This window comes from Pelomonas sp. Root1237 (assembly GCF_001425055.1).
Taxonomy (GTDB): Bacteria; Pseudomonadota; Gammaproteobacteria; order Burkholderiales; family Burkholderiaceae_C; genus Pelomonas.
Genome location: NZ_LMDK01000018.1, coordinates 301,502 through 323,052 on the forward strand (window position 1 = coordinate 301,502; position 21,551 = coordinate 323,052).

Consider the following 21,551-nt stretch of genomic DNA (forward strand, 5'->3'; position numbering starts at 1 on the left):
GAAGGACTTTGCATGAGCAACCCGCTGCTGCACGACTGGGCCGGCCCACACGGCCTGCCGCCCTTCGCCGACATCACCCCGGCGCATTTCCAACCTGCCTTCGACGCCGCGCTGGCTGCCCACCGCGCCGAGATCGACGCCATCGCGGCGCAGGCCGCGGCGCCGGACTTTGCCAACACCGTGGCCGCCTTCGACGCCGGCGGCCGCCAGCTCACCCGGCTCGAACACCTCTTCTACACCCTGGCTGCCTCGGCCACCTCGCCCGAGCTGCAGGCCGTGCAGCGCGCCCTGGCCGCGCCGCTGGCCGAACACGGCAGCGCCATCTACATGCACCAGGGCTTGTTTGCCCGGGTCGACGCCTTGTTCGAACAGCGCAAGCGCCTGGGGCTGACGCCCGAGCAGCGCCGGCTGCTGGAGCGCGTGCACCTGGACTTCCTGCGTGCCGGAGCCCGCCTGGCGCCCGAGGCGCGCACCCGGTATGCCGCTGTCATGGCCCGCCTGGCTGAGCTGAACACGCGCTTTGCGCAGAACGTGCTGGCCGCGGAGAGCGGCTACCAACTGCGGTTGACGACCGAGGAGGAGCTCGCCGGCCTGCCCGGCTTCGTGCGTGCCGCCGCCCGCCAGGCTGCCGTCGACCGTGGCCTTCAAGAGGGTGTCCACGTCATCACGCTGTCGCGCTCGTTGATCGTGCCCTTTTTGTCCTTCAGCGCACGGCGCGACCTGCGTGAGCAGGCCTGGCGTGCCTGGGTCGGCCGCGGCGATGACACCGGTGACACGGACAACCGAGAAATCTGCCGTGAGATCCTTGAGCTGCGCGCCGAGCAGGCGAAGCTGCACGGCCATGCCTGCTACGCCGACTATGCGCTGGAAGACACCATGGCACGCAGCCAGGGCGCCGTCATGGGCCTGCTGGAGCGCGTCTGGCACCCGGCGCTGGCCGCTCAGGCCCGCGAGCGCGAGGCGGTACTCGGTGCCATGGCGGCGGCCGGTGCCACACATGAACTTGAGCCCTGGGACTGGCGCTTCTACGCCGAGCAGGCCAGGCGCGCCCGCTTCGAGCTGGACGAGGCCGAGGTCAAGCCCTACTTCTCGCTGGAGCGCATGGTGGCGGCGATGTTCGACTGCGCCAGCCGCCTGTTCGGCCTGCAATTCAAGGCCCGGCCCGACCTCGCCGGCTACCACGCCGACGTGCGCGCCTATGAGGTCTTCAACGCCGACGGCAGTCTGCGCGGCCTTTTCCTGCAGGACAACTTCGCCCGCCCGACCAAGCGCAGCGGCGCCTGGATGAACGCGATGCGCAACCAGAGCCGCGCGCTGGGCGCGACGCCGGTCATCCTGAACAACAACAACTTCGCCCGTGGCGCCGCTGGCGAGCCCACGCTGCTGAGCTTCGACGATGTGCGCACGCTCTTCCACGAATTTGGCCACGGCCTGCACGGCCTGCTGTCCAGCGTCGAGCATGAGCGCCTGGCGGGCACCCAGGTGCTGCGCGACTTTGTCGAGCTGCCCTCCCAGCTCTACGAGCACTGGATGGCCGAGCCCCAGGTGCTGAAGACCTTCGCCCGTCACTGGCAGACCGACGAGCCGCTGCCCGATGCGCTGCTGGCCAAGCTGCAGGCCGCGCGCCAGTTCGGCCAGGGCTACGAGACGCTGCGCTACACGGCCAGCGCCCTCGTCGACATGGCCGCGCACGCGCTGCCGGCAGCACCTGATGACGTGGTTGCATTCGAGCGCGAAACGCTCGAAAAGTGGCAGCTGCCCAGCGAGGTCGGCCTCAATCACCGATTGACGCACTTCCAGCACTTGTTCAGCAGCGCTGGCTATGCGGCGGGCTACTACGTCTACCTGTGGGCGGAGGTGCTGGACTGCGACGCCTTCGACGCCTTCGTCGAGACCGGCAATGTGTTCGATGCGGCGGTCGCTGCGCGGCTGCGCGAGTGCATCTATTCGACTGGCAACAGCCGCGAGCCGGGCGAGGCTTTCCGGGCCTTCCGCGGCCGTGACCCGGTCGTGGAGCCCATGTTGAAGGATAGGGGTCTGCTGCCCGCCTGATGTAAAACCCTGGCGCGACCGCATTGCGGGCGGTCGCGACGTTATCCAGGGAGTTCCAACAAATGTCGACACATCGCATCCTCCTGTCTGCTCCCGTGCTGGCCGGCATGCTCGGCCTCGCCGCCTGCGGTGGCGGCGGCGGCACCGCCGGCGTGCCCAACCTGCCGGCGCCGCCCGACTCGTCGCTGCTGGCAGTCAGCGCGAGCAACTACGAGGCCATCGGCCAGGCGACGGTGTCCAGCGCCTTCTACCTCGGCAACACCGGAGGCACGCTGACCGGTACCCAGGTCGGCGGCGAGGCAGGCCTGTTGCGCCGCGCGATCGTCGTCGCGCGCCGCACGGTGCTTGAGGCGCGCGTTCAGCCTGCGCTGCCGATGGGCATCGAGCTGCGCCAGACCATCAGCTGCAGCCAGGGCGGCAATGTTGTGTTGAACATCAGCGATGCCAACAACAACGGCAACGTCGACGTCGGCGATGCCATCACCCTCGACGCCCAGGCCTGCAAGGAAGATGGCTCCGTCATGCAGGGGCGCATCGGCTTGGGGCTGCAGGTATTGACCGGCGTCTTCGACAGCAACAGCTACAGCGCGACGCTGGCGATGACGCTGACCGCCTTCAGCGCCACCCGCGGCACGGACACCGTGCAGGGCGACGGCACGCTCAATCTCACGTTGAGCCAGACGCCTGCCGGCGTCAGCGAACTGAGCCTGTCCACGCCTCGTCTCGTCCTCAGTGGTCGCTTGAGCGGCCAGGCGTTCTCGACCACGCTGATCGACGCCCAGCTGACCCTGCGCGTCGAACCGCTGGGCGGCGGCCAGAAAAGCAGCTTCAGTTACGCCGGCGGCCTGGCCAGCAGCCGCTTTGGCGACAAGCAGGTGCTGATCACGACGCGCCTGCCCCTCGTGGCCACGGGCAACGACGCCTATCCGAGCAGCGGCCAGTGGGTGATCAAGGGCAGCGACAACTCGACGCTTCGCATCACCCCGGTCAGCTCGACCCAGGCCCGCCTGGAACTGGATACCCAGGGCGACGGCATCAACGAGACGCAGGTGCTGAAGACCTGGGCCGAGTTGCGGTGAAGCCCTGCGCGCGTGTTGGCGTGACTTAGCGGCCGGCCCATTGGTGGGCCAGCGCGATGACGGCGCACATCGTCGCGAAGGCCATCCAGGCGTAGGGCCACAGCAGAGGCAGGCCGAGCAGGATGAGGCCGTCATTGCCACCGGGGATCAGCAGGCTGCCCCAGCCCATCAGCAGGCCGCCGATCAGGCAACGCGCCAGGCCGGCCGCGCTCGGTGGGCGGGTTTTCAACAGCCCGGCGTGCCAGCCGCCGAAGATGGCGCCGGCCAGCAGGCAGGCGAACAGGGTCAGGCGCGCGGCGCTGCGCATGGTCATGCCATGGGCCAGCTCGGCCAGCGCGTCGGTGTAGGCCCAGGCGCCTTCGAGCAGCAGCAGTGCCAAAAAGCTCAGGCCGATGGAGACGGTGGCCGTGTGCGGCGTCCACCACGGCTGGCGCCTGCGCATGAAGGCGCGCCACAACGCAAAGGCGGCAAACACCAGCCCCAGCGCGGCGGGTGCCACCCACAGCGCGGAGCCAGCCGGCAGCGGTTGTGGCCGGGCCGCGGCGAACAGGCCATCCACGCTGGCGCAGCCGACATAGAAGCCCAGCGGCGTTGCCAGATAGGCCCACTCGCCATTGCCCAGCCGCGCGATGGCGCCGAAGACGCAGGCCTGGTTGACGAAGGCGCCCAGGCCCAGCAGAGCGGCGCCCAGCAGCGTCCAAACGGTCAGTGCAAAGGGCGCGGGCAGGATTGGGTGGGGAAGAGGCAGCAGGCGCAACAACAGCAGTCCGCCGGCCACCCACAGCGAGGCTTCCAGCAGGCTGCGCAGGCGGCTGGCCTTGCGCTGGTCAACGAGTTCGCCCACGGCGGCGACGGTACAGGTGGCGCCGCGCTGGATGGCCGCGCCCATCAGCAGCGCGCAGGCCGCGGCGCCGATGAACGCCAAAGGGTTCATGCCGCCTCTTCCAACACGTGCTCGATGACGCCCTCGATCGGGTCCACTGGCGCCTGCCAGGGCGCTCGTTCGATCATGCGGCGGGCGTCCACCAGGCCTGCGGAGCGGCGCGCCTTGACGCCGGCGGGCGTGAAGTCGATGTCCTTGGTGTGGTCTTCGCCCTCGATGCGCGGCGCCAGCAGGTGAGCCACGTGCATGGTGGTGCCGCAGCCCCAGGCGGTGAGCTCCTTGGCGGCGCGCTGCTGCGCGGGCGACAGCAGGCCGCCGAGCTCGCGAATGATGTGGCGCAGCCGGTGGATCTGCTTCTGGCGGGTGATGTGGCTGTCGGCCCGGCTGGCGTACTGGATGTCCTTCTGGCGGCCCATCACCTGCCAGATCGACTCAGGCTGTGGCGCCGTCTGGTGCCAGACGTTGACGGCAAAGATCAGCGCGTCGCGGCGCGGGTTGTCGTCCAGCACGGCCTCGATGGGCGTGTTGGAGTAGAGGCCGCCATCCCAGTAGGCCTCGCCGTCGATGACGACGGCCGGGAAGGCCGGCGGCAATGCGCCTGAGGCCATGACGTGCTCCAGGCCGACGGGTTCTTCGCGCGAGTCGAAGTAGCGCATCTGGCCGCTGCGCACATTCACCGCGCCGACAGTGAGGCGCATGCCGCCGCGTTGCAGTTGCTCGAAGTCGACCAGGCCGCGCAGTGTCTCGCGCAGCGGCTCGGTGCTGTAGTAGGACGCCTTGTCCACGCCCAGCTGCGCCTGGCTGCCGCGCAGGGCCGCCAGGTTGGGCTCGAAGAAGGCCGGGATGCCACGCATCACCGTCGTCATGTTGGCCATCAGGTTGCCCATACCCAGCCAGTCCAGCGGCCCGGCCAGGCGGTTCTGCTGCTCGACGTGGCGCCAGAAGTCGTTGAGCCTCTCCATGCGCCGCTCCGGTGGGTTGCCGGCGATCAGCGCGGCGTTGATGGCGCCGATGGACGTGCCGATGACCCAGTCCGGCTCGATGCCGGCTTCGTGCAGCGCCTGGTAGACGCCGACCTGGTAGGCGCCCAGCGCACCGCCGCCCTGGAGCACCAGGACGACCTGCGGACGCGATGTGGGAGAAGCATTCTTGGTGGCCATGGTGGGTCTCGGCTGGGTAGGTGGGCGTGGGTCGGCGGGCTGGGGCGCGGGCTTACATGTGTTCCTTCATCGTGGCGGGCTTGCCGTCGTTGACGATGTCGGCGATGGTCAGCTCGACGGGCGCGTTGGTGCTGTTCTTCCACCAGTGCTTGGTGCCGAGGAACTCGCGCGAGATGTCGCCGGCCTTGTGCAGGATGGGCACGGCGCATTTGCTGGAGTTCTCGTAGATCTCGCCGCTGTTGACCATGATCAGCGCGGGCCGGTCCTCGTGGCTGTGGAAGGGCACGACGCCGCCGGGCGCAATGGTCATGTGGCGCATGCGCAGGCGGCGCTGGGCCAGGTGCACGTTCTCCTTGGCCAGGTCGATGGACGCCAGCTCGGTGTCGGTCACGCCGATGGGGGCCGTGGCGGCGTCGGCCAGCGCGTTGGCCATGACCTTGTCGGCGGGGCAATCGCCTGCGTGCGCGCTGCCGCCTGCCAGGCTGGCGACGAGGGCGGCAACGGCGGCCACGAGGTGGCTGAAGCGGGAAGTGCGGGTGCGGATGGTCTTCATGGGATGCTCCTGGAGCGTTGGGGGGAAGGGGAGGAAAGAATCACTGCGCCGTCCAGCCGCCCTCGATGGGCAGCACGGCGCCGGTGATGGAGGCGGCGTCGTCGGAACAGAGGAAGGACGTCAGCGCCGCGACCTGTTCGACGGTGACGAATTGCTTGGTGGGCTGGGCGGCCAGCAGCACGTCGCGGATGACGGCCTGCTCGCTGATGCCGCGGGCGCGGGCGGTGTCGGGGATCTGCTGCTCGACCAGCGGTGTCAGCACATAGCCCGGGCAGACCGCGTTGACCGTGATGCCGGCCTCGGCCAACTCCAGCGCCACGGTCTTGGTGAAGCCAGCCACGCCGTGCTTGGCCGCCACGTAGGCCGACTTGTATTTGCTGGCCACCAGCGCATGCGCCGAAGCCACGTTGACGATGCGGCCCCAGCCCTTCTTCTTCATGGCCGGCACGACCAGGCGGGTGGTGTGAAAGCCCGCACTGAGGTTGATCGCCAGGATGGCGTACCACTTGTCGATCGGAAACTCTTCGACCGGCGCCACATGCTGGATGCCGGCGTTGTTGACGAGCAAGTCGATGGCGCCGAACTCGGCAATCGCCTTGCCCATCATGCGGTCGATCTGGTCGGGCTGGCTCATGTCGGCCGGGTCGTAGCGCACCTGCACATCGTGCTGCTCGATCAGGGTCAGGCGCAGTTTCTCGATGTCGTGCGGGTCGCCGAAGCCGTTGAGCACGACGTTGGCGCCCTGGGCGGCCAGCGAGCGGGCGATCCCGAGGCCGATGCCCGACGTGGAGCCGGTGACGAGGGCGGTCTTGCCGATGAACATGAGGGTTCTCCTTACTTGGAAACTGAAGGGGGTGGGGTGCCGCGGTCAACCTCGGTCGTGCGGGTGAAGCGCAGGTGCGTGATGTCGAGCGGGAAGAACAGGCCCCAGGTCCACTCGACCCAGATGCGCGTCTTGCGGCCCAGCGTGGGCATGCGCAGCAGGTAGTAGCCGCGCCACAGCAGCCAGGCGGGCAGGCCGGAAAGCCGCAGGCCGAACAGCAGCGCCACGCCCTTGAGGTGACCGGTCGTGGCCATCATTCCGCGGGCTGCATGAGCGAAGGGCCGGGTCGGCTGGCCGCTGAGGCAGCGCAGCAGGTTGTCGGCGAGGGCCTTGGCCTGGGCGACGGCAAACTGCGCCGTCGGTGGACAGGTCTGGCCATCCCGGGCGTTGGGTTGGGCGGCACAGTCGCCCAGCGCCCATAGGCCGGGCTCGCCTGACACGCGGCCGTCCGCGCCGGTGGCGACGCGGCCACGTTGCAGCGGCAAAGCCAGCGCCTCCACCAGCGGATTGGGGCGGGTTCCGACGGTGCAGACGACGGTCGCGCTGGGCAGCTTCTGGCCGCCCGACAGTTCGACGGCATCGGCGCTGATGCGCGCCGCCCGCGTGCCGCAGCGCACGTGCACGCCGCGGCGCGACAGCGAGCGTGCGGCGGCGTCGCCCAGGGCCGGCGGCAGTTCGGGCAGCAGGCGGTCGCCGTCGTGCAGCAGCGTGATGCCGAAGCCGGCGGCGCGGGTGCGTGGGTAGTGGCGGCTGGCGCTCTTGACGAAGTCGGCCAGCGCGCCGGCCACCTCGACGCCGGAGAAGCCGCCGCCGATGACGACGAAGTGGGCGAGGGCCCGCCGCTGCGTCGCGTCATCGCAGAGTTCCACGCGAGCCAGCGCCTGCAGCACGCGGTTGCGGATGTGCATCGCGTCGCCCACCAGCTTCAGCGGCAGCGCGTGCTCGGCCATGCCGGGCAGCAGGTCCAGCCGGGCGCGCTGGCCCAGGGCCAGCACGAGGTGGTCGTAGCCGAATGTCAATGGGCCGTGCAGGGTGTCGCAGGTCAGGCGCTGCGCGGCCTTGTCGATGCGGCTGACGGCGCCCATCACAAAGCGCACGCCGGGCAGCATCTCGCGGATGGGTGCCACCACATGCTCCGGAAAGACACCCGCGCCGACCACCTCGGGCAGCATGGGGTTGAAGGTGGTGTAGCTCTCCTCGCTGATCAGCAGCAGCTGCCAGCCCGCGGGCAGGCGGCCATGCAGGGACTTGGCCAGCGTGGTGCCGGCAAAGCCGCCGCCGATGATGGCGAGCGTGCGGACTGGCGGGTTAGGTGCTGTGGTGGACATGGCGGCTGGAGGAAGCGAGGGCCGCAGTGTCTGGATCGCCGCGTCAGCCGTGAAATCTCATCAATTCATGACCCGATGCGTGTCGGTTATCGCGGTTTGTGTAAGGAAACCACCGGCCCGTGCGACCGCCGCGCATGGAGCTCTACCAGATCCGCTACTTCCTGGCCGTGGCCGAAACGCTGAACTTCACGCGCGCGTCGGAGCGTTCCTTCGTGTCCCAGCCCGCGCTGACCAAGGCCATCCAGCGCCTGGAAGAGACCATCGGCGGGCGGCTGTTTGACCGCACCAAGAACTCCGTGCAGCTCAGCGAGCTGGGCCAGGCCATGCTGCCCAACTTCCGCCAGATCTTCGACACCGCCCAGGCCACCCGCGAACAGGCGCGGCGCTTCAAGCGCGAGAAGCGCGAGGTGGTGCGCGTGGGCGTCATGTGCACCATCGACTTCCATCAGGTGCTGCCAGGCTTTGTCGACAGCCAGGATCGGCATGCCATCGAACTGCATTTCCGCGAGGGCAACCTGGAGGCGCTGACCGACGAGCTGGACCGTGGCGACGTCGACATCGGCATCATGTGCTCGCCCTACGAAACGCCGCGGCGCTTTGACGCGCGGCTGCTGTTTCGCGAGGACTATGTCGTCGCCATCGGCGAGGATCACCGCTTCAGCGGCCGCGACGCCATCGCCATGGCCGAACTGGACCGGGAGCGCTACTGCGAGCGCATCTATTGCGAGTTCTCAAGCTACATCGAGCGCCTGCTGGACGAGCGCGGCGTGCGCCTGGAGGTGGTACAGCAGTCCCACCGCGAGGACTGGATCCAGGCCTTCGTGCGCTCCAACTTCGGTGTCGCCTTTATGCCCCGGTCCATCGCCGACGCGGCCGGGCTGATGCATGTGCGCACGGCCGACTGCCCGATCGTCCGAGAGGTCAAGCTGCTGGTGCAGTCGGAGCGGCCGCTGAGCACGGCGCAGCAGGCCGTCATCGATTCACTGGTGGCCCACGACTGGCGGCCGGTGGCCTAGGCTTCCGGGCGGCGCCACAGCCAGATCGCCACGGCGGCCATCATGGCGGGCACGGCGATCTTCACGGCCAGCGGCGCCGGTGTCAGCCCCAGCATGACGGCACTGCAGGCCATCATCACGACCGCCAGCCACTTGGCGCGACGCGGCACGGCGCCGCGCTCGCGCCAACGGCGGATGCCGGGGCCGAAGTGCGCGTGGTTGAGCAGCCAGGTCTCCAGCGCCGGCCAGCCCTTGCCGGCCGCCCAGGCGGCCAGCAGCAGGAAGGGCACCGTCGGCAGCACCGGCAGCACGACGCCGATCATGGCCAGCACGAGGCTCAGCGCCGCCAGCGCGCGCCACAGCAGTCGGGCCAGCGCGCGGTGCATGCCGCTGCCTACTTCAACCCGCCGCTGAGGAACTGCTGCAATCGCTCGCACTGCGGGCGCAGCAACATTTCCTTGGGGTTGCCTTCCTCTTCGACCTTGCCCTGGTGCAGGAACAGGCAGTGGTTGGAGACCTCGCGCGCAAAGCCCATTTCATGGGTCACGACGATCATCGTGCGGCCTTCCGCCGCCAGGTCGCGCATGACCTTGAGGACCTCGCCGACCAGTTCCGGGTCCAGCGCCGACGTGGGCTCGTCGAACAGCATGACCTCGGGGTCGACCGCCAGCGCCCGGGCAATGGCCACGCGCTGCTGCTCGCCGCCCGACAGCTGGGCCGGGTAGACGTTCGCGCGATGCGAGACGCCGACGCGCGCCAGCAGCGCCTGCGCGCGCTCGATGGCCTCGGCCTTGGGCTTGCCCAGCACGTGGATGGGTGCCTCGATGACGTTCTCCAGCACTGTCATGTGAGCCCAGAGGTTGAAGTTCTGGAACACCATGGCCAGTTTGGCGCGCCACAGCTGCAGCTGCTGAGGCGAGGCGGCCTTGAGCGTGCCGTCGCGGTCACGGGTCAGCTTCAGCGCCTCGCCGCACAGGCTCAATTCGCCTTCGTTGGGCTGCTCCAGCAGGTTGAGGCAGCGCAGGAAGGTGCTCTTGCCCGAGCCCGAGGAGCCGATCAACGTGACGACGTCGCCGCGCCGCGCCGCGAAGGAGATGCCCTTGAGCACCTCGCGATCGCCGAAGCGCTTGTGGATATTGGTGGCCTGGAGTTGGATATCGCTCATGTTGTTCTTGTCATGCACCGAGCAGCTTGCCGGTGCGCAGCGCCTCGCGCCCCGCCACTTTGGCGATGCGCATGCCGGCGCTCGCGAAGCGCACGAAGTCGCGCGCGAAGAACAGGCCGTCCACGGGGCTCTTCAGATCCGTGATCTCGGCGGTGACGGGGTCGATGACCTGGGCCAGCACATCGCCGGCCCGTACCTCGGCACCCACCTCCTTCAGGAAGGTCAGCACGCCGGCCACGGGCGCCTTGATCGGCATGCTGCCGGCCAGTGGGCGGGCGTCGCCGACGGCCTCGGGCAGGGCCGGCCTGTCGCCTTTGATCAGGCCACGCCAGCGCAGGAAGTCGACGATGTTCTGCGCGTCCGCAGCGGCCAACTCGTGCGTCACGTCGACGGCACCGCGCAGCTCCACGGTGACGGACAGGCAGGCCTGCGGGATGGGGAAACGGCCGGCGAAATGCCTGGCCCACTTCCACCAGACCTGGGAACAGGCTTCGTCGAAGGGGTTGTCACCGGAGTCCTGAGCCAGCAGCGTCACTCGCGAGCGCAGGAAGCGCGCCAGCGGCTCGCAGTCGGGCCAGCAGGGAACCTCGGTGTAGAGGTGCATCAGCGCCTGGGCGTCGCAGTGCAGGTCCAGCACGACGTCGGCGTCACAGGACAGCCCGAGCAGCGTGCGGCGTTGTGACTGCAGCTCGGTCTCGACGGGCGACGACAGCACGGCGGACTTCAACGCGCGGCGCAGTGTGGCGACGTTGGCAGCCGCGTCCGGGCCGAGGTCGAACTCGACGGCCTTGGCGACGTTGTCGATCTGATCGGGGTAGTGGCGGTTGAAGTTCTCACCCGTCGTCAGCTCGAAGCGACCCTGATGGCCGTGCATGACGAACTGGCTCAGCCCGATGGGGTTGGCCATGGGAACCAGGACGATCTCGCCGCTGACCTGGCCGGCGGCGTCCAGCTCATCCAGCAGGCGGCGCAGGTGGTGGGCGACCAGCATGCCGGGCAACTCGTCGGCATGCAGCGAGGCCTGGATATAGGCCTTTTGTCCGCCGGGCTGGCCGTAATGCAGCGAGACCAGCTCGCGCTGCGTGCCCGGGGCAGGGGAGAGCAAGGGATGGCGTTGGATATTCATGGCTAGCGGGACATCATCGGCTTGAGCCAGCGGTTCTCGGCCCAGCGGAACAGACCGACCAGGCACAGCGTCAGCACGAAATAGAAGGCGCCGGCCGTGATGAAGGCCTCGAAGGGAAGGTAGTACTTGGCATAGACCTGTTGGGCCGCGCCGGTCACGTCCAGCAGTGTCACCGTGCTGGCCAGCGAGGTGCCATGCAGCATGAAGATGGCCTCGTTGCCATAGGCCGGCAGGGCACGGCGAAGCGCGGCAGGCAGAACGATGCGGCGCAGCATCAGCCCGCGGCCCATGCCCAGCGCCTTGGCGGCCTCGATCTCGCCGGCCGGCAAAGCGCGGATGCTGCCCGCAATGATCTCGGTCGTGTAGGCGGCCGTGTTCAGCGTGAAGGTCAGCCAGGCGCAGAAGGTGGCCGACGACAGCCAGGGCCAGGCCCAGCTGTCGCGCACGATCTCGAACTGGGCCGCGCCGTAGTAGATGAGGAAGAGCTGCACCAGCATCGGCGTGCCGCGGAAGACATAGGTGTAGAGCCAGACAAGCCGCGATGGCCAGCCCAGGAACACGGTCCGCACGATGGCCAGCGGCACGGCCAGCACCAGGCCGCCTGCCAATGACAGCACCAGCAGCTGCAGCGAGGTGACGAGCCCGGTGAGGTAGAGCGGGAAGTTTTCGCCGACGGCATCGAAGTTCATTTGTGCACCCTTCGCGCTTCGCGCTGTCCCGCCAAGCGGTAGCGAGCCCCTTCGGGCGGCCGTGCGGCGCTCATAACCGGCCCGCCTTGGTGCCGATGGCCAGGCGCCGCTGTGCCCAGGCGAAGACGAGTTCCGACACGCTGGTGAACACGAGATAGATGAGGGCCACGGCCAGGAAGAAGGTGAAGGGCTCGCGCGTCGTGCCGGCGGCCTGCTTGCCGCGCGTCATCAGGTCGGACAGGCCGATGATCGACACGATGGCCGTGCTCTTGATCAGCACCAGCCAGTTGTTGGAGATGCCGGGCAGGGCATGTCGCAGCATCTGCGGCAGTGTGATGCGCCAAAGCACCAGGCGGGGGCTCATGCCATAGGCCAGGCCCGCCTCGCGCTGGCCCGGCGGTACGGCCAGGAAGGCGCCGCGGAAGGCCTCGGTCAGGTAGGCGCCAAAGATGAAGCCGATGGTCAGCACGCCGGCGATGAAGGGGTCGATATCGATGAAGTCATCATGGCCAAGCTTGGGCGCGATGGTATTGACGGCGAGCTGGCCACCGTAGAAGACGAGCAGCATCAGCACCAGGTCGGGCACGCCGCGGATCAGCGTGGTGTAGGTGGCTGCCACGCCTCGCGCGACGCGTGAGCGCGACAGCTTGGCCAGCGCGCCAACCAGGCCCAGCAGGGAGGCAATGGCCAGCGAGGACAGGGCCACCGCCAGCGTGACGGCGGAGCCTTCGAGCAGGCTGGGGAGGAATCCGTGCAACATGAGAAAGAAGGCCGCGCTCAGCGGGGAGGGGTGATGAGGTCGAAGCTGAAATAGCGGTCGTTGAGAGTCTTCAAAGTGCCGTTGCCACGCAACGCGGCCAGTGCCTCGTCGATGCGCTGGCCCAGCGTCGCCGCATCGGCCTTGCGCAGGCCCACGCCGATGCCCTTGCCGTAGTAGCGCTGGTCCTTGGCGAAGTCGGGCCCGACAAAGCCGAAGCCGCGGCCGTCGGCATGGTTGAGGAAGCCGAACTGCGCGATGACGGCGTCCACCAGCGTGGCGTCCAGGCGGCCAGACTTCAGATCCAGGAAAGCCTGGTCCTGGGTGGCGTAGCGCATCAGCTGGATGCCCTTGAATTGTTCGGCCAGGAAGCGTTCATGGATGGTGCCGCGCTCCACGCCGATGCGCTTGCCCTTCAGGCCGGCTGGGCTGACGTCGGCGCGTGGGTCGCCGCGCATGACCAGGCGGGCCGGCGAGTAGTAGTAGGGCGACGAGAAGGCAACGACCTGCTGGCGCTCCGGCGTGATCGACATCGAGGCCATGATGGCGTCGATCTTGCGCGATTGCAGCGCCGGGATCAGGCCGTCGAACTCCAGGATGACGGGCGCGCACTGCTGGCCCAGACGCGCGCACAGGGCCTGGGCCACGTCGATCTCGAAGCCCTTGAGCTGGCCGTCGGTGCCGATCTCGCTGAAAGGGGCGTAGCCCACGGCGAAACCGATGCGCAGGCGCTGCGGCGCCTGGGCCCCGGCCGTACCGGCGAGGGCCAGGGCAACGGGCAAGGCCAGGGCGGAGCGGCGACGCATCACTGCTTGGTGCGCGGCGCGATGTCGTAGTCGAAGTATTTGTCGGCGAGCTTCTTGAAGGTGCCGTTGGCCTGCACGGCATCGATGGCGGCGTTGAACTTCTTGCCCAGCGTGGCCTCGTCGGCCTTGCGCATGCCCACACCGGTGCCGACGCCGAAGACCTTGTCGTCGATGATGGCGGGGCCCGAGAAGGCAAAGCCCTTGCCCTCTGGCTTCTTCAGGAATCCGAAGTCGCCGGCGGGCGAATCCATCAGCGTGGCGTCGATGCGGCCGGACTTGAGATCCAGGAAGACCTGGTCCTGGCTGCCGTAGCGCACGATCTCGCTCTGCTTGAAGGTCGCGGCGGCGTAGGTCTCATGCGTCGTGCCGCGCTGCACGCCGATCTTCTTGCCCTTCAGTCCGGCGGCCGTGGGGTCGAGCTTCACGCCCGCCTTGGCGATGAGGCGGGCCGGGGTGTTGTAGTAAGGCTTGGAGAAGGCGACAACCTTCTGGCGTTCCTCGGTGATGGAGACGCTGGCGAAGATGGCGTCCACCTTGCGCGATTGCAGGGCGGGGATGAGGCCGTCGAAGTCCTGCTGCACCAGGGTGCACTGGGCCTTCATTTCGGCGCAATAGGCCTGCACGAGCTCGATCTCGAAGCCCTTCAGCTTACCGTCCGGGCCGATCTCGGAGAAGGGCGGGTAAGCGCCTTCGACGCCGATGCGCAGCTTCTTCCATTCGGGGGCCTGGGCCTGGGCCAGCGATGCGGCCAAGGCCAAGGTGAACAGGGCAATCTTCTTCATGTCAGACCTTCCGTTTATTCAGCGACTTGCGGGCCGAGCGACGGGCCGCTCCCTAGCCGGCCCGCCTGGGGCGATGTGATTGCCGGTCGCCGGCCACAGCATCGCCGTCCCCTCGGGGGACCGGCCAAGGTAGTCCTTGGACGAGGGGACCGCCGGCAACCAGTCGCGCAAGGCCGCAAGGGTAGCAGCCGGGTCTTCCTCCTGAGGCACATGGCCCAGCTTCGGGAAAACCACCAATTTGTTGTTCGGGATGGCTTTTGCGAACTCGCGGCCCCAGCGCAGCGGGATCAGCCGGTCGCGCTCGCCCCAGAGGATGAGGGTAGGGATCTTGATCTCGGGCAGGCGTTGGAAGGGGCCAGGAGCGAGCTGATCCATGCGCCGCATCAAGGCGACACGGTTGCCTTCGCGCAACGTCAGTTCGTAGTAACGGTCCACCAGGGCGGCGGTGACGCGGCTCTTGTCGCCGTAGACGTCGAGCACGCTTTCCTCGATGGCGCGGCGTGGCAGCAGCCAGCGCATGGGCTCGCGCAGCACCGGGATGCGGGCGATGCGAAAGCCCAGCGGCATGGATTCCGGCTCGAAATCGAAGCCAGCGGCGTCGACCAGGACGAGGCCGGCGACGCTGGCGGGGTCGGCCAGGGCCACCTGCCAGGCGATTTCGCCGCCCAGGGAGTTGCCACCCAGAATGACCCGACCCACGCCCAGGCGCGCCAGCAACTGGCGCACGAAGGCGACGTAGCGGGCATCGCTGTAGTCGTTGTCGGCGTTCGGCCCGGTCAGGCCGAAGCCGGGCAGGTCGAAGCTGATGACGCGCCGGGTGGACTTCAACTCGGCCGCCCAGCCTTCCCAGGTGTGCAGGCTGGCGCCGGTGCCATGGATGAGGACGATGGGCAGCGGGTCACTGCTCGGCCCCTGGTCGCGGTAGTGCACGAGCAGGCCATCGAGGTCGACGAAGTCCGACGGCGGCGGCGCCCAGCGTGGCACCAGGCTTTCCAGTGAGCGGTCCGGCGCCTTGCTGACGGCAAAGCCGAGCGCCGCCAGCATCAGCAGGATGCCGATGGCCTTCAGCGCGAAGTCGCCAAATCGCCCTTTCATCACGTTGGGCTCAGATCGGCGTTGACGCCGCGACGATCATCAAAGACGAAGCAGTTGCCGTGGTAATGCTTGCCGCCGGTGTCCTCGAAATACTTCAGGATGCCGCCATCGAGCTGCCAGGCCGTCAGGCCTTGCTCCTCCAGCACCATGGCCGCCTTCTCGCAGCGGATGCCGCCGGTGCAATAGCTCACCACGGTTTTGCCGACCAGTTCCTGCTTGTGCGAGGCCAGGGCCTCGGGGAAGTCGCTGAACTTGTCGAGCCGCCAGTCGATGGCGCCGTCGAAGGCACCCTGGTCGACCTCGAAGCCATTGCGCGTGTCCAGCATGACGATCTCGCGGCCGGCGTCGTCATGGCCCTGGTCCAGCCAGCGGGCCAGCACGGCCGGCGCCAGGGCCGGTGCGCGCGGCGCCTGGTCGGGGCGGATGGTCGGGTGGTTCATGCGGATGATCTCAGGCTTGGCCTTGACCTTCAGGCGCTGGAAGGGTTGCACCTCGCTCCAGCTCTCCTTGGGTGTCAGCGTCGCGAAGCGTGGGTCGGCGCGCAGCTCGGCCACCCAGGTGTTCACGGCTTCGGCCGGGCCGGCCAGGAAGAGATTGATGCCCTCCTCGGCGATCAGCACCGTGCCCTTGAGGCCCAGGGCTTCGGCGCGAGCATGGAGCCGATCGCGCAGCGCTGCCGTGTCGGCCAGCGAGACGAAGAGATAGCAGGAGATGTTGAGGATGGGGCCGGACTGCATGAGGCCGCGGATTATCGGGGCGGCTCAGTCAGCCCAGCGCGAAGCAATGCCGCGCACCTCGTCCAGGCAGGCATTGAGCGCCTCGACGATGCGCGGGTCGAAATGGCTGCCGGCGCCGTTGCGGATGAAGGCCAGCGCCTCGTCGTGGCTCATGGCCTGCTTGTAGGGCCGCACGCTGATCAAGGCGTCATAGACGTCGGCAACGGCCATCAGCCGGGCCGACAACGGAATGGCCTCGCCGGCCAGGCCGTCCGGATAGCCACTGCCGTCCCATTTCTCGTGGTGGTGGCGGGCAATCTGCTTGCCGAAGGTCAGCATCGGACCGGCGTCGTCGCCAAGGCGGTCGATGGCGCGCTGCAGCAGGTCGGCGCCGTGTTCGGCATGGGTCTTCATGACCTGCCATTCGTCCGGCGACAGCTTGCCGGGCTTGAGAAGGATGGCGTCAGGGATGGCAACCTTGCCGATGTCGTGCAGCGGCGCGGCCTTGGCGAGCTCGTCGATGGCTTCGGGCGTGAGGTCCAGCGGCCCGTCGGGCTGGGCGGCGATCCACTGTGCCAGCGTGCGCACGTATTCCTGGGTGCGCTGGATGTGGTTGCCGGTATCGGCGTCGCGGAACTCCGCCAGGCCGACCATGACGAAGAGGGTGGTGTCGCGCAACCGCTCGACCTCACGCCGGCGCGCGCCCAGCTCGCCGCTCAGCAGCGCGTTGTGGCGCAGCAGGTGGTCCTCGGCCAACTTGAGCTGCAGATGGGTGCGAACGCGGGCCAGCACGGTGGCGGGGTTGAAGGGCTTGTGGATGAAGTCGGCGCCGCCGACCTGGAAGCCGGCGCTCTCGTCCTCGGGCCGGGTCAGCGCGGTCAGGAAGATGACGGGCACGCGGCGCGTGGCCGGATCGGCCTTGAGCCGGCGGCAGACCTCGTAGCCATCCAGCTCCGGCATCATCACGTCGAGCACGATCAGGTCGGGCGGTTGGCGGCGGCATATTTCCAGCGCCTTCGCGCCGCTGACGGCCAGCTGCACGCGGTAGTCGGGCTTGAGCACCTGAGCCAGCAGCGTCAGGTTGGCCGGCGTGTCGTCGACGACCAGCACCGTGGCCTGTGACGTACCGGTGAACTCGGGCAGCATCATCGTCATGGCGGGCTCGCGTCCTTGGTCTCACCGCGCAACGCGGCCTGGGCCTCGTCGAAATCGAAGCGTTGCATGGCACCCGCCAGGGCTTTGGCCCGCGGTGCCGGCAACATCTCGATGAAGGCGGATTCATGCTGCTCCCACAACGTCAGCGCATTGCTGTCGGCCTCGCCCAGCAGGGTGTCGAGCTCATTGATCAGCGTGGCCGGGTCGGCGCCGGGCGTTGTCCGGTTCAGGACTTTGGGCGGGGGCAGGAGCAGGTCGACCGGCAGAGGGCGGTCCAGGTCCAGCAGGCGGCGCAGCATGTGCGGCAGCAGGGGCTTGCTGCACAGGGCCTCAGCGCCCAGGCGCAATGCGCGCTCGCGCAGTACCGGCGTGTCGAAGGCGCTCAGCAGCACGGTGCGGCGAGCGCGCGACGGGCCGCTGTCGCGCAGGCTGGCCAGCAGCTCGCTGCCCTCCATGTCGGGCAGCACCCAGTCGACGATCAACAGGTCATAGGGCTGGCTGGCCGGCACGGTGACCAGGCGGGACAAGGCCTGGCGGCCCTGGGCCAGCAGGTCGACGCGGCTGGTCGGTGCCAGCGCCTTCAGCAGCGCGATCAGCGTCTCGTGGCCACCGCTGTGGGCCGCCTGCACCAGCAGCACGCGCTGCGGTGGCGGGGCGGGCGGTGGCGCCAGCTCAGGGCAGGGCGCCGGCGGCAGGCTGAGCTCGAACTCGCTGCCGCGGCCCGGAGCGCTGCTTGCCGAGAGGGTTCCGCCCATGCGCGCGGCCAGCGCGCGGCAGATCGCCAGGCCCAGGCCCGTGCCGCCAAAGCGTCGTGTCGCGCCGGCCTCGGCCTGGGCGAAGGGCGTGAACAGGCGCGCCAGTTGGTCCGGCGCCATGCCCAGACCGGTGTCACGCACGCGCAGGATCCAGCCGCCGGCCGCATCCAGCTCGGCGCTGAGCTTGACCTGTCCGGTTGGCGTGAACTTGACGGCGTTGACGAGCAGCTCGGTGACGAGCTGGGTGAGTCGCACCACGTCGCCGCGGCGCGCGCCCGCCGCGCCCAGCAGCTCCGGCGAGGCGATGTCGCAGACCAGTTCCAGCTGCTTGGCCTGTGCCGCCGGCCGCACGGCGTCGAAAGCACTGGCCAGCAGCTGCTCGAGGTGCAGGGGCTCGGCGGCGAGCTGCATGCGGCCGGTGTCGAGGTCGGCGTAATCCAGCAGGCCATCGATGAGCTTGACGAGGGACTCGCCGGCGCTCGCCACCTGCTGCAGCCGGCCGCGTTGCTCACCGGGCAGCCGCCCGGCCAGCATCAGCCGTGTCAGGCCGAGCACGGTGTTCATGGGCGTGCGGATCTCGTGGCCGATATTGGCCAGGAAGTCGGATTTGGCCCGCGAGGCCGCTTCGGCTGCGGCGCGCGAACGCTCCAGTTCGATGAGACGGGCTTCGATGAGGTCTTCGGCCGTGCCCAGGCCCCTGGCAGCGGGCGCGAGTTGGGTCAGGCGCCCGAGCTGGCGCGACAAGCCCCACAGCGCGACGCAGAACATGGTCTGGCACAGCCCAAGGTTGGCGATCAGCGGCCAGCCTTGCATCAGCCATTGCGGTGGCGTGCCGGAGAAGCGCAGCAGTGTGGGCGGCGCCAGCATGACGACGAGCAGGCTCAGGGAGATCCACAGCGCCTCGCGGGCGCGCCAGGTCGTGAACAGCAGCAGGCTGCCACCCATGGCCCAAGGCGCAAAGCTGCCCAGGGTGTAGAGGCTCGGTCCCGGGTCGGGCCGCAGCGTGAACACCAGCATGGTCAAGGAGAAGTACAGGGCCAGCAGCGTGGCGCCGATGCGCTGCCACAGGCGCAGCCGCTGCGGCCGCCGCCAGACGAGCAGGGCCAGGGCTGAGAAGGCGGTCGCGATCAGCGGGTAGGCGATGCGGTCGCTGGGCTCGATGACACCCATGGCCGCCTCGCTCGCCCAGGCGAACAGCGCGGAGGCGACGATGACCTTGAAGAGCCAGCGCGTGCCGACCGGGCCGAGGACGACGATGACCGGGGCCCTCAAGCCTGGCCCTTCAGCGCGACGGCCGCGGCGTCAAAGTCGAGTGCGGCCAGGGCCTGCTCCAGGCGCTGGCGCACATCGGGTGCCAGGCCGCTGTGGGCGCCATGGGCCTGCCACCAGTCCAGCGCGCGGCTGTCGCTCTGAGTCAGGAGCCGATGCAGCTCGGCCACGTCACCCGGGCCGCTCGGGCGCGGGGCCGTCACGTCATCCCAGCTGCGTGCCAGGGCGGCCTGGATCTCGGTCATCAGCAGCGCCAGGGCAGGTTCGACGCGGCCGAGATGCCGCCTGGCGCTGTCGGCGTCGGCCGCGGCGGCACCGCGTTCCAGCGCGAGGGCGGTCTGGTGCAGGGGCTGGGCGCCCAGCGTCGCGGCCAGGCCCTGCAGCGTGTGGGCGGCGCGGCGCAGTTCAGCCCAGTTGCCAGTAGCCAGCCAGTCGGACCAGCCGGCCAGCCCGGCGGTGTACTGGTCGGCAAAACCCTGCAGCGTGCGACGGTAAAGCGCCGTTTGGCCATCGAATTGGCGCAGCCCGGTCTGCAGGTCCAGCGCCGGGCGCGGCGGCAGCGGCGCCGGGGGCTTGGCAGCAGGACGGTAGCGCTGCAGCTCGCGCACCAGGCGGGCCACGTCCAGCGGCTTGGCGATATGGCCCTGCATGCCGGCGGCCGTGCATTGGGCGCGCTCCTCGGCCAGCGCATGGGCCGTCATGGCCAGCACGGGCAGGGCGTCGAACTCGGGCAGCTCGCGCAGTTTGCGCGTCGCGCTCAGGCCATCGAGCACGGGCATCTGCAGGTCCATCAGCACGAGGTCGTAGGCGGCTGGGCCGCGCGCCAGCAGGCGGTCCAGGCCTTCCTGTCCGTTGGCTGCGACGTCGACCTGGGCGCCGCGGCTGCTCAGCAGGCGCAGCGCGATCTCCTGGTTGACGGGATGGTCCTCGACCAGCAGCACGCGCAGCCCGGCCAGGGATTGGGCATCCAGGCCGGCGGGCCGGTCGGCCGAGGCGTCGCCGAGCAAGCGGCGCAACTCCCCGGGCAGCAGCGGCTTGGGGCAGAGCGCGCGGGCGCCGAAGCTGCGCGCCTGGGCCGGGCCGTCGTCGACGCCTGGCGGGCAGAGCACGGCGATGCGCAAGGCCGGGTGATCGCGTCGCAACTGGGCCAGCAACTCGGCACCGGTTGCGCCCGGGCCGGGCAACTGCCAGTCGAGCAGCAGCCACTCGAAGGGCTTGCCGGCCTGGTGGGCCTCGACCAGCGCGGCCCGCGTGCTGGCGGCATCGGTGCTGGCGGCCAGGCCAGCGCCGAAGCCGAGATGGCGCAGCAGGGCCAGCGTCGCCTCGCGACCCTCGGGGCGGGCCTTGGCCAGCAGCAGACGCTGCGGCTTGAGCGTCGCGGGCGTCGCGGCGCCCGCGTCCAGCGGCAGCGGCAAGCGGATCTCGAAGCTGCTGCCCTGGCCGGGCGTGCTGTGCACGCCGAGCACGCCACCCATCAGCTCGACGAGGCGGCGCGTGATGGCCAGGCCCAGGCCGGTGCCGCCATGGCGCCGCTGCATGGGCGCGTCGCCCTGCCGGAATTCGCGGAACAGGCCGTCGAGCTGCTCCGTGCTCATGCCGATGCCACTGTCCTGCACGGTGATGCAGAGCGGCACGCGGCCCTGATCGTCGGTGGGTGCGGCCGCCAGGCGCAGTTGCACCTGGCCCGCCGGCGTGAACTTGAGGGCGTTGGCCAGCAGGTTGACCAGCACCTGCTGCAGCCGCAGTGCGTCGCCCCGGAGCTGGCCGCGCGGGCCGAGCAGGCTGGCGTCGGCCCAGTCGCAGATGAGCGCGACAGCGGGGTTGGCATGGACCGGCCGCACCAGCTCCATGGCCTGGCCGACGACGTCCTCCAGCCGCAGCGGCAGTGACTCGATCGCCATGTGGCCGGCCTCGATCTTGGCGACGTCCAGCACGTCGTTGACGAGGCTGAGCAGCATGCGCGAGGCGGCATCGGCCTTGGTCAGCAGGTCACGCTGTTCGGGCGTGAGCTGGGTCTGCAGCGCCAGTTGCGTCATGCCCATGACGGCATTCATGGGCGTGCGGATCTCGTGGCTGAGCTGGGTCAGGAAGCGTGTCCTGGCTTCGGTGGCCGACCGGTGTGACTCGGCCGCATCGACACCGCGCCGCAGCACCAGCATGCACAGCGCGGGCAGCGGCAGCAACAAGGTATTGATGACCAGGGCGGCGTCGACGGCCGCGCCGCCTGCGTCGCGCAGGCTCCAAAGCAGGGCCAGAAGCGCCAGCAGCGCCGCCATGGCAAGCCAGAGTAGGCCGAGCGTGAACGTGCGCTGGGGCATGGGCGATCGCGTGTGAACTTGCCGATTATGGTTGTCGCGGATGAC

General features: G+C 69.2%; 20 protein-coding genes. 3 read left to right on the forward strand and 17 right to left on the reverse strand.

Annotated features, from left to right (window positions below):
• Positions 1–12 precede the first annotated feature (12 nt).
• Both ASC91_RS22070 and ASC91_RS22075 read left to right on the forward strand, forming a co-directional pair.
• Positions 13–2,052: a M3 family metallopeptidase gene (locus ASC91_RS22070; protein ID WP_056202003.1), complete on the forward strand. Its 2,040-nt coding sequence runs from the start codon at positions 13–15 to the stop codon at positions 2,050–2,052.
• Between the two features lie 62 nt (positions 2,053–2,114).
• On the forward strand, positions 2,115–3,131 hold the full coding sequence (locus tag ASC91_RS22075; RefSeq protein ID WP_056202006.1) for a hypothetical protein: 1,017 nt from the start codon (positions 2,115–2,117) through the stop codon (positions 3,129–3,131).
• Positions 3,132–3,156: 25 nt separating this feature from the next.
• Here the strand turns inward: ASC91_RS22075 and ASC91_RS22080 are convergent, their stop codons facing one another.
• From ASC91_RS22080 to ASC91_RS22100, 5 genes are read right to left on the reverse strand one after another with little or no spacing between them, the layout of a single operon-like run.
• A complete protein-coding gene (locus ASC91_RS22080) occupies positions 3,157–4,065 on the reverse strand; it encodes a YeeE/YedE thiosulfate transporter family protein (protein ID WP_056202008.1) in 909 nt (302 codons plus the stop codon).
• Entirely contained in the window at positions 4,062–5,174 is a 1,113-nt protein-coding gene (locus tag ASC91_RS22085) for a patatin-like phospholipase family protein (RefSeq protein ID WP_056202011.1), read from the reverse strand. Before ASC91_RS22085 ends, ASC91_RS22080 begins: the two co-directional genes overlap by 4 nt.
• Before the next feature lie 52 nt (positions 5,175–5,226).
• The gene (locus ASC91_RS22090; protein WP_157281940.1) at positions 5,227–5,727 is read right to left on the reverse strand and encodes a cupin domain-containing protein; all 501 of its coding nucleotides are present in this window, start codon (positions 5,725–5,727) and stop codon (positions 5,227–5,229) included.
• Between the two features lie 40 nt (positions 5,728–5,767).
• A complete protein-coding gene (locus ASC91_RS22095) occupies positions 5,768–6,550 on the reverse strand; it encodes a 3-hydroxybutyrate dehydrogenase (RefSeq protein WP_056202015.1) in 783 nt (260 codons plus the stop codon).
• Positions 6,551–6,561: 11 nt separating this feature from the next.
• Positions 6,562–7,878, reverse strand: coding sequence for an NAD(P)/FAD-dependent oxidoreductase (locus ASC91_RS22100; protein ID WP_056202018.1), 1,317 nt, complete (start codon positions 7,876–7,878; stop codon positions 6,562–6,564).
• Between the two features lie 119 nt (positions 7,879–7,997).
• Here ASC91_RS22100 and ASC91_RS22105 point away from each other — a divergent pair, with 119 nt between their 5' ends.
• Positions 7,998–8,894, forward strand: coding sequence for a LysR family transcriptional regulator (locus ASC91_RS22105; protein WP_157281943.1), 897 nt, complete (start codon positions 7,998–8,000; stop codon positions 8,892–8,894).
• Here the strand turns inward: ASC91_RS22105 and ASC91_RS22110 are convergent.
• The 12 genes from ASC91_RS22110 to ASC91_RS22165 form a co-directional block, all read right to left on the reverse strand.
• Entirely contained in the window at positions 8,891–9,259 is a 369-nt protein-coding gene (locus tag ASC91_RS22110; protein WP_056202025.1) for a YbaN family protein, read from the reverse strand. The two genes, ASC91_RS22105 and ASC91_RS22110, sit on opposite strands and share 4 nt — an antisense overlap.
• Positions 9,260–9,267: 8 nt before the next feature.
• Complete coding sequence (locus tag ASC91_RS22115; RefSeq protein WP_056202508.1) at positions 9,268–10,038, reverse strand: ABC transporter ATP-binding protein; 771 nt, start codon at positions 10,036–10,038, stop codon at positions 9,268–9,270.
• Between the two features lie 10 nt (positions 10,039–10,048).
• On the reverse strand, positions 10,049–11,164 hold the full coding sequence (locus ASC91_RS22120; RefSeq protein ID WP_056202029.1) for a succinylglutamate desuccinylase/aspartoacylase family protein: 1,116 nt from the start codon (positions 11,162–11,164) through the stop codon (positions 10,049–10,051).
• A gap of 2 nt (positions 11,165–11,166) precedes the next feature.
• On the reverse strand, positions 11,167–11,853 hold the full coding sequence (locus ASC91_RS22125) for an ABC transporter permease (protein WP_056202031.1): 687 nt from the start codon (positions 11,851–11,853) through the stop codon (positions 11,167–11,169).
• Between the two features lie 70 nt (positions 11,854–11,923).
• On the reverse strand, positions 11,924–12,613 hold the full coding sequence (locus ASC91_RS22130; protein ID WP_056202034.1) for an ABC transporter permease: 690 nt from the start codon (positions 12,611–12,613) through the stop codon (positions 11,924–11,926).
• Between the two features lie 17 nt (positions 12,614–12,630).
• Positions 12,631–13,416 carry a transporter substrate-binding domain-containing protein gene (locus tag ASC91_RS22135; RefSeq protein WP_056202038.1) on the reverse strand — a complete coding sequence of 262 codons (786 nt, stop codon included), beginning with the start codon at positions 13,414–13,416 and terminating at the stop codon, positions 12,631–12,633.
• The gene (locus ASC91_RS22140; protein WP_056202041.1) at positions 13,416–14,198 is read right to left on the reverse strand and encodes an ABC transporter substrate-binding protein; all 783 of its coding nucleotides are present in this window, start codon (positions 14,196–14,198) and stop codon (positions 13,416–13,418) included. The genes ASC91_RS22135 and ASC91_RS22140 overlap by 1 nt, the downstream gene beginning before the upstream one ends.
• An 18-nt stretch (positions 14,199–14,216) precedes the next feature.
• On the reverse strand, positions 14,217–15,293 hold the full coding sequence (locus tag ASC91_RS22145) for an alpha/beta fold hydrolase (RefSeq protein WP_082532909.1): 1,077 nt from the start codon (positions 15,291–15,293) through the stop codon (positions 14,217–14,219).
• On the reverse strand, positions 15,293–16,030 hold the full coding sequence (locus ASC91_RS22150; protein WP_056202044.1) for a sulfurtransferase: 738 nt from the start codon (positions 16,028–16,030) through the stop codon (positions 15,293–15,295). Before ASC91_RS22150 ends, ASC91_RS22145 begins: the two co-directional genes overlap by 1 nt.
• 24 nt (positions 16,031–16,054) lie before the next feature.
• Entirely contained in the window at positions 16,055–17,164 is a 1,110-nt protein-coding gene (locus tag ASC91_RS22155; RefSeq protein WP_157281946.1) for an HD-GYP domain-containing protein, read from the reverse strand.
• On the reverse strand, positions 17,161–19,191 hold the full coding sequence (locus ASC91_RS22160) for an ATP-binding protein (RefSeq protein WP_056202046.1): 2,031 nt from the start codon (positions 19,189–19,191) through the stop codon (positions 17,161–17,163). Before ASC91_RS22160 ends, ASC91_RS22155 begins: the two co-directional genes overlap by 4 nt.
• Positions 19,188–21,506 carry a hybrid sensor histidine kinase/response regulator gene (locus ASC91_RS22165; RefSeq protein ID WP_056202049.1) on the reverse strand — a complete coding sequence of 773 codons (2,319 nt, stop codon included), beginning with the start codon at positions 21,504–21,506 and terminating at the stop codon, positions 19,188–19,190. Before ASC91_RS22165 ends, ASC91_RS22160 begins: the two co-directional genes overlap by 4 nt.
• Between the last annotated feature and the right edge of the window lie 45 nt (positions 21,507–21,551).

Bases quoted from the DNA above. Each gene is read 5' to 3' on its own strand.
- ASC91_RS22070 (WP_056202003.1), top strand. From the start codon at position 13: ATGAGCAACCCGCTGCTGCACGACTGGGCCGGCCCACACGGCCTGCCG.
- ASC91_RS22075 (WP_056202006.1), top strand. From the start codon at position 2,115: ATGTCGACACATCGCATCCTCCTGTCTGCTCCCGTGCTGGCCGGCATG.
- ASC91_RS22080 (WP_056202008.1), bottom strand. From the start codon at position 4,065: ATGAACCCTTTGGCGTTCATCGGCGCCGCGGCCTGCGCGCTGCTGATG.
- ASC91_RS22085 (WP_056202011.1), bottom strand. From the start codon at position 5,174: ATGGCCACCAAGAATGCTTCTCCCACATCGCGTCCGCAGGTCGTCCTG.
- ASC91_RS22090 (WP_157281940.1), bottom strand. From the start codon at position 5,727: ATGAAGACCATCCGCACCCGCACTTCCCGCTTCAGCCACCTCGTGGCC.
- ASC91_RS22095 (WP_056202015.1), bottom strand. From the start codon at position 6,550: ATGTTCATCGGCAAGACCGCCCTCGTCACCGGCTCCACGTCGGGCATC.
- ASC91_RS22100 (WP_056202018.1), bottom strand. From the start codon at position 7,878: ATGTCCACCACAGCACCTAACCCGCCAGTCCGCACGCTCGCCATCATC.
- ASC91_RS22110 (WP_056202025.1), bottom strand. From the start codon at position 9,259: ATGCACCGCGCGCTGGCCCGACTGCTGTGGCGCGCGCTGGCGGCGCTG.
- ASC91_RS22115 (WP_056202508.1), bottom strand. From the start codon at position 10,038: ATGAGCGATATCCAACTCCAGGCCACCAATATCCACAAGCGCTTCGGC.
- ASC91_RS22120 (WP_056202029.1), bottom strand. From the start codon at position 11,164: ATGAATATCCAACGCCATCCCTTGCTCTCCCCTGCCCCGGGCACGCAG.
- ASC91_RS22125 (WP_056202031.1), bottom strand. From the start codon at position 11,853: ATGAACTTCGATGCCGTCGGCGAAAACTTCCCGCTCTACCTCACCGGG.
- ASC91_RS22130 (WP_056202034.1), bottom strand. From the start codon at position 12,613: ATGTTGCACGGATTCCTCCCCAGCCTGCTCGAAGGCTCCGCCGTCACG.
- ASC91_RS22135 (WP_056202038.1), bottom strand. From the start codon at position 13,416: ATGCGTCGCCGCTCCGCCCTGGCCTTGCCCGTTGCCCTGGCCCTCGCC.
- ASC91_RS22140 (WP_056202041.1), bottom strand. From the start codon at position 14,198: ATGAAGAAGATTGCCCTGTTCACCTTGGCCTTGGCCGCATCGCTGGCC.
- ASC91_RS22145 (WP_082532909.1), bottom strand. From the start codon at position 15,293: ATGAAAGGGCGATTTGGCGACTTCGCGCTGAAGGCCATCGGCATCCTG.
- ASC91_RS22150 (WP_056202044.1), bottom strand. From the start codon at position 16,030: ATGCAGTCCGGCCCCATCCTCAACATCTCCTGCTATCTCTTCGTCTCG.
- ASC91_RS22155 (WP_157281946.1), bottom strand. From the start codon at position 17,164: ATGACGATGATGCTGCCCGAGTTCACCGGTACGTCACAGGCCACGGTG.
- ASC91_RS22165 (WP_056202049.1), bottom strand. From the start codon at position 21,506: ATGCCCCAGCGCACGTTCACGCTCGGCCTACTCTGGCTTGCCATGGCG.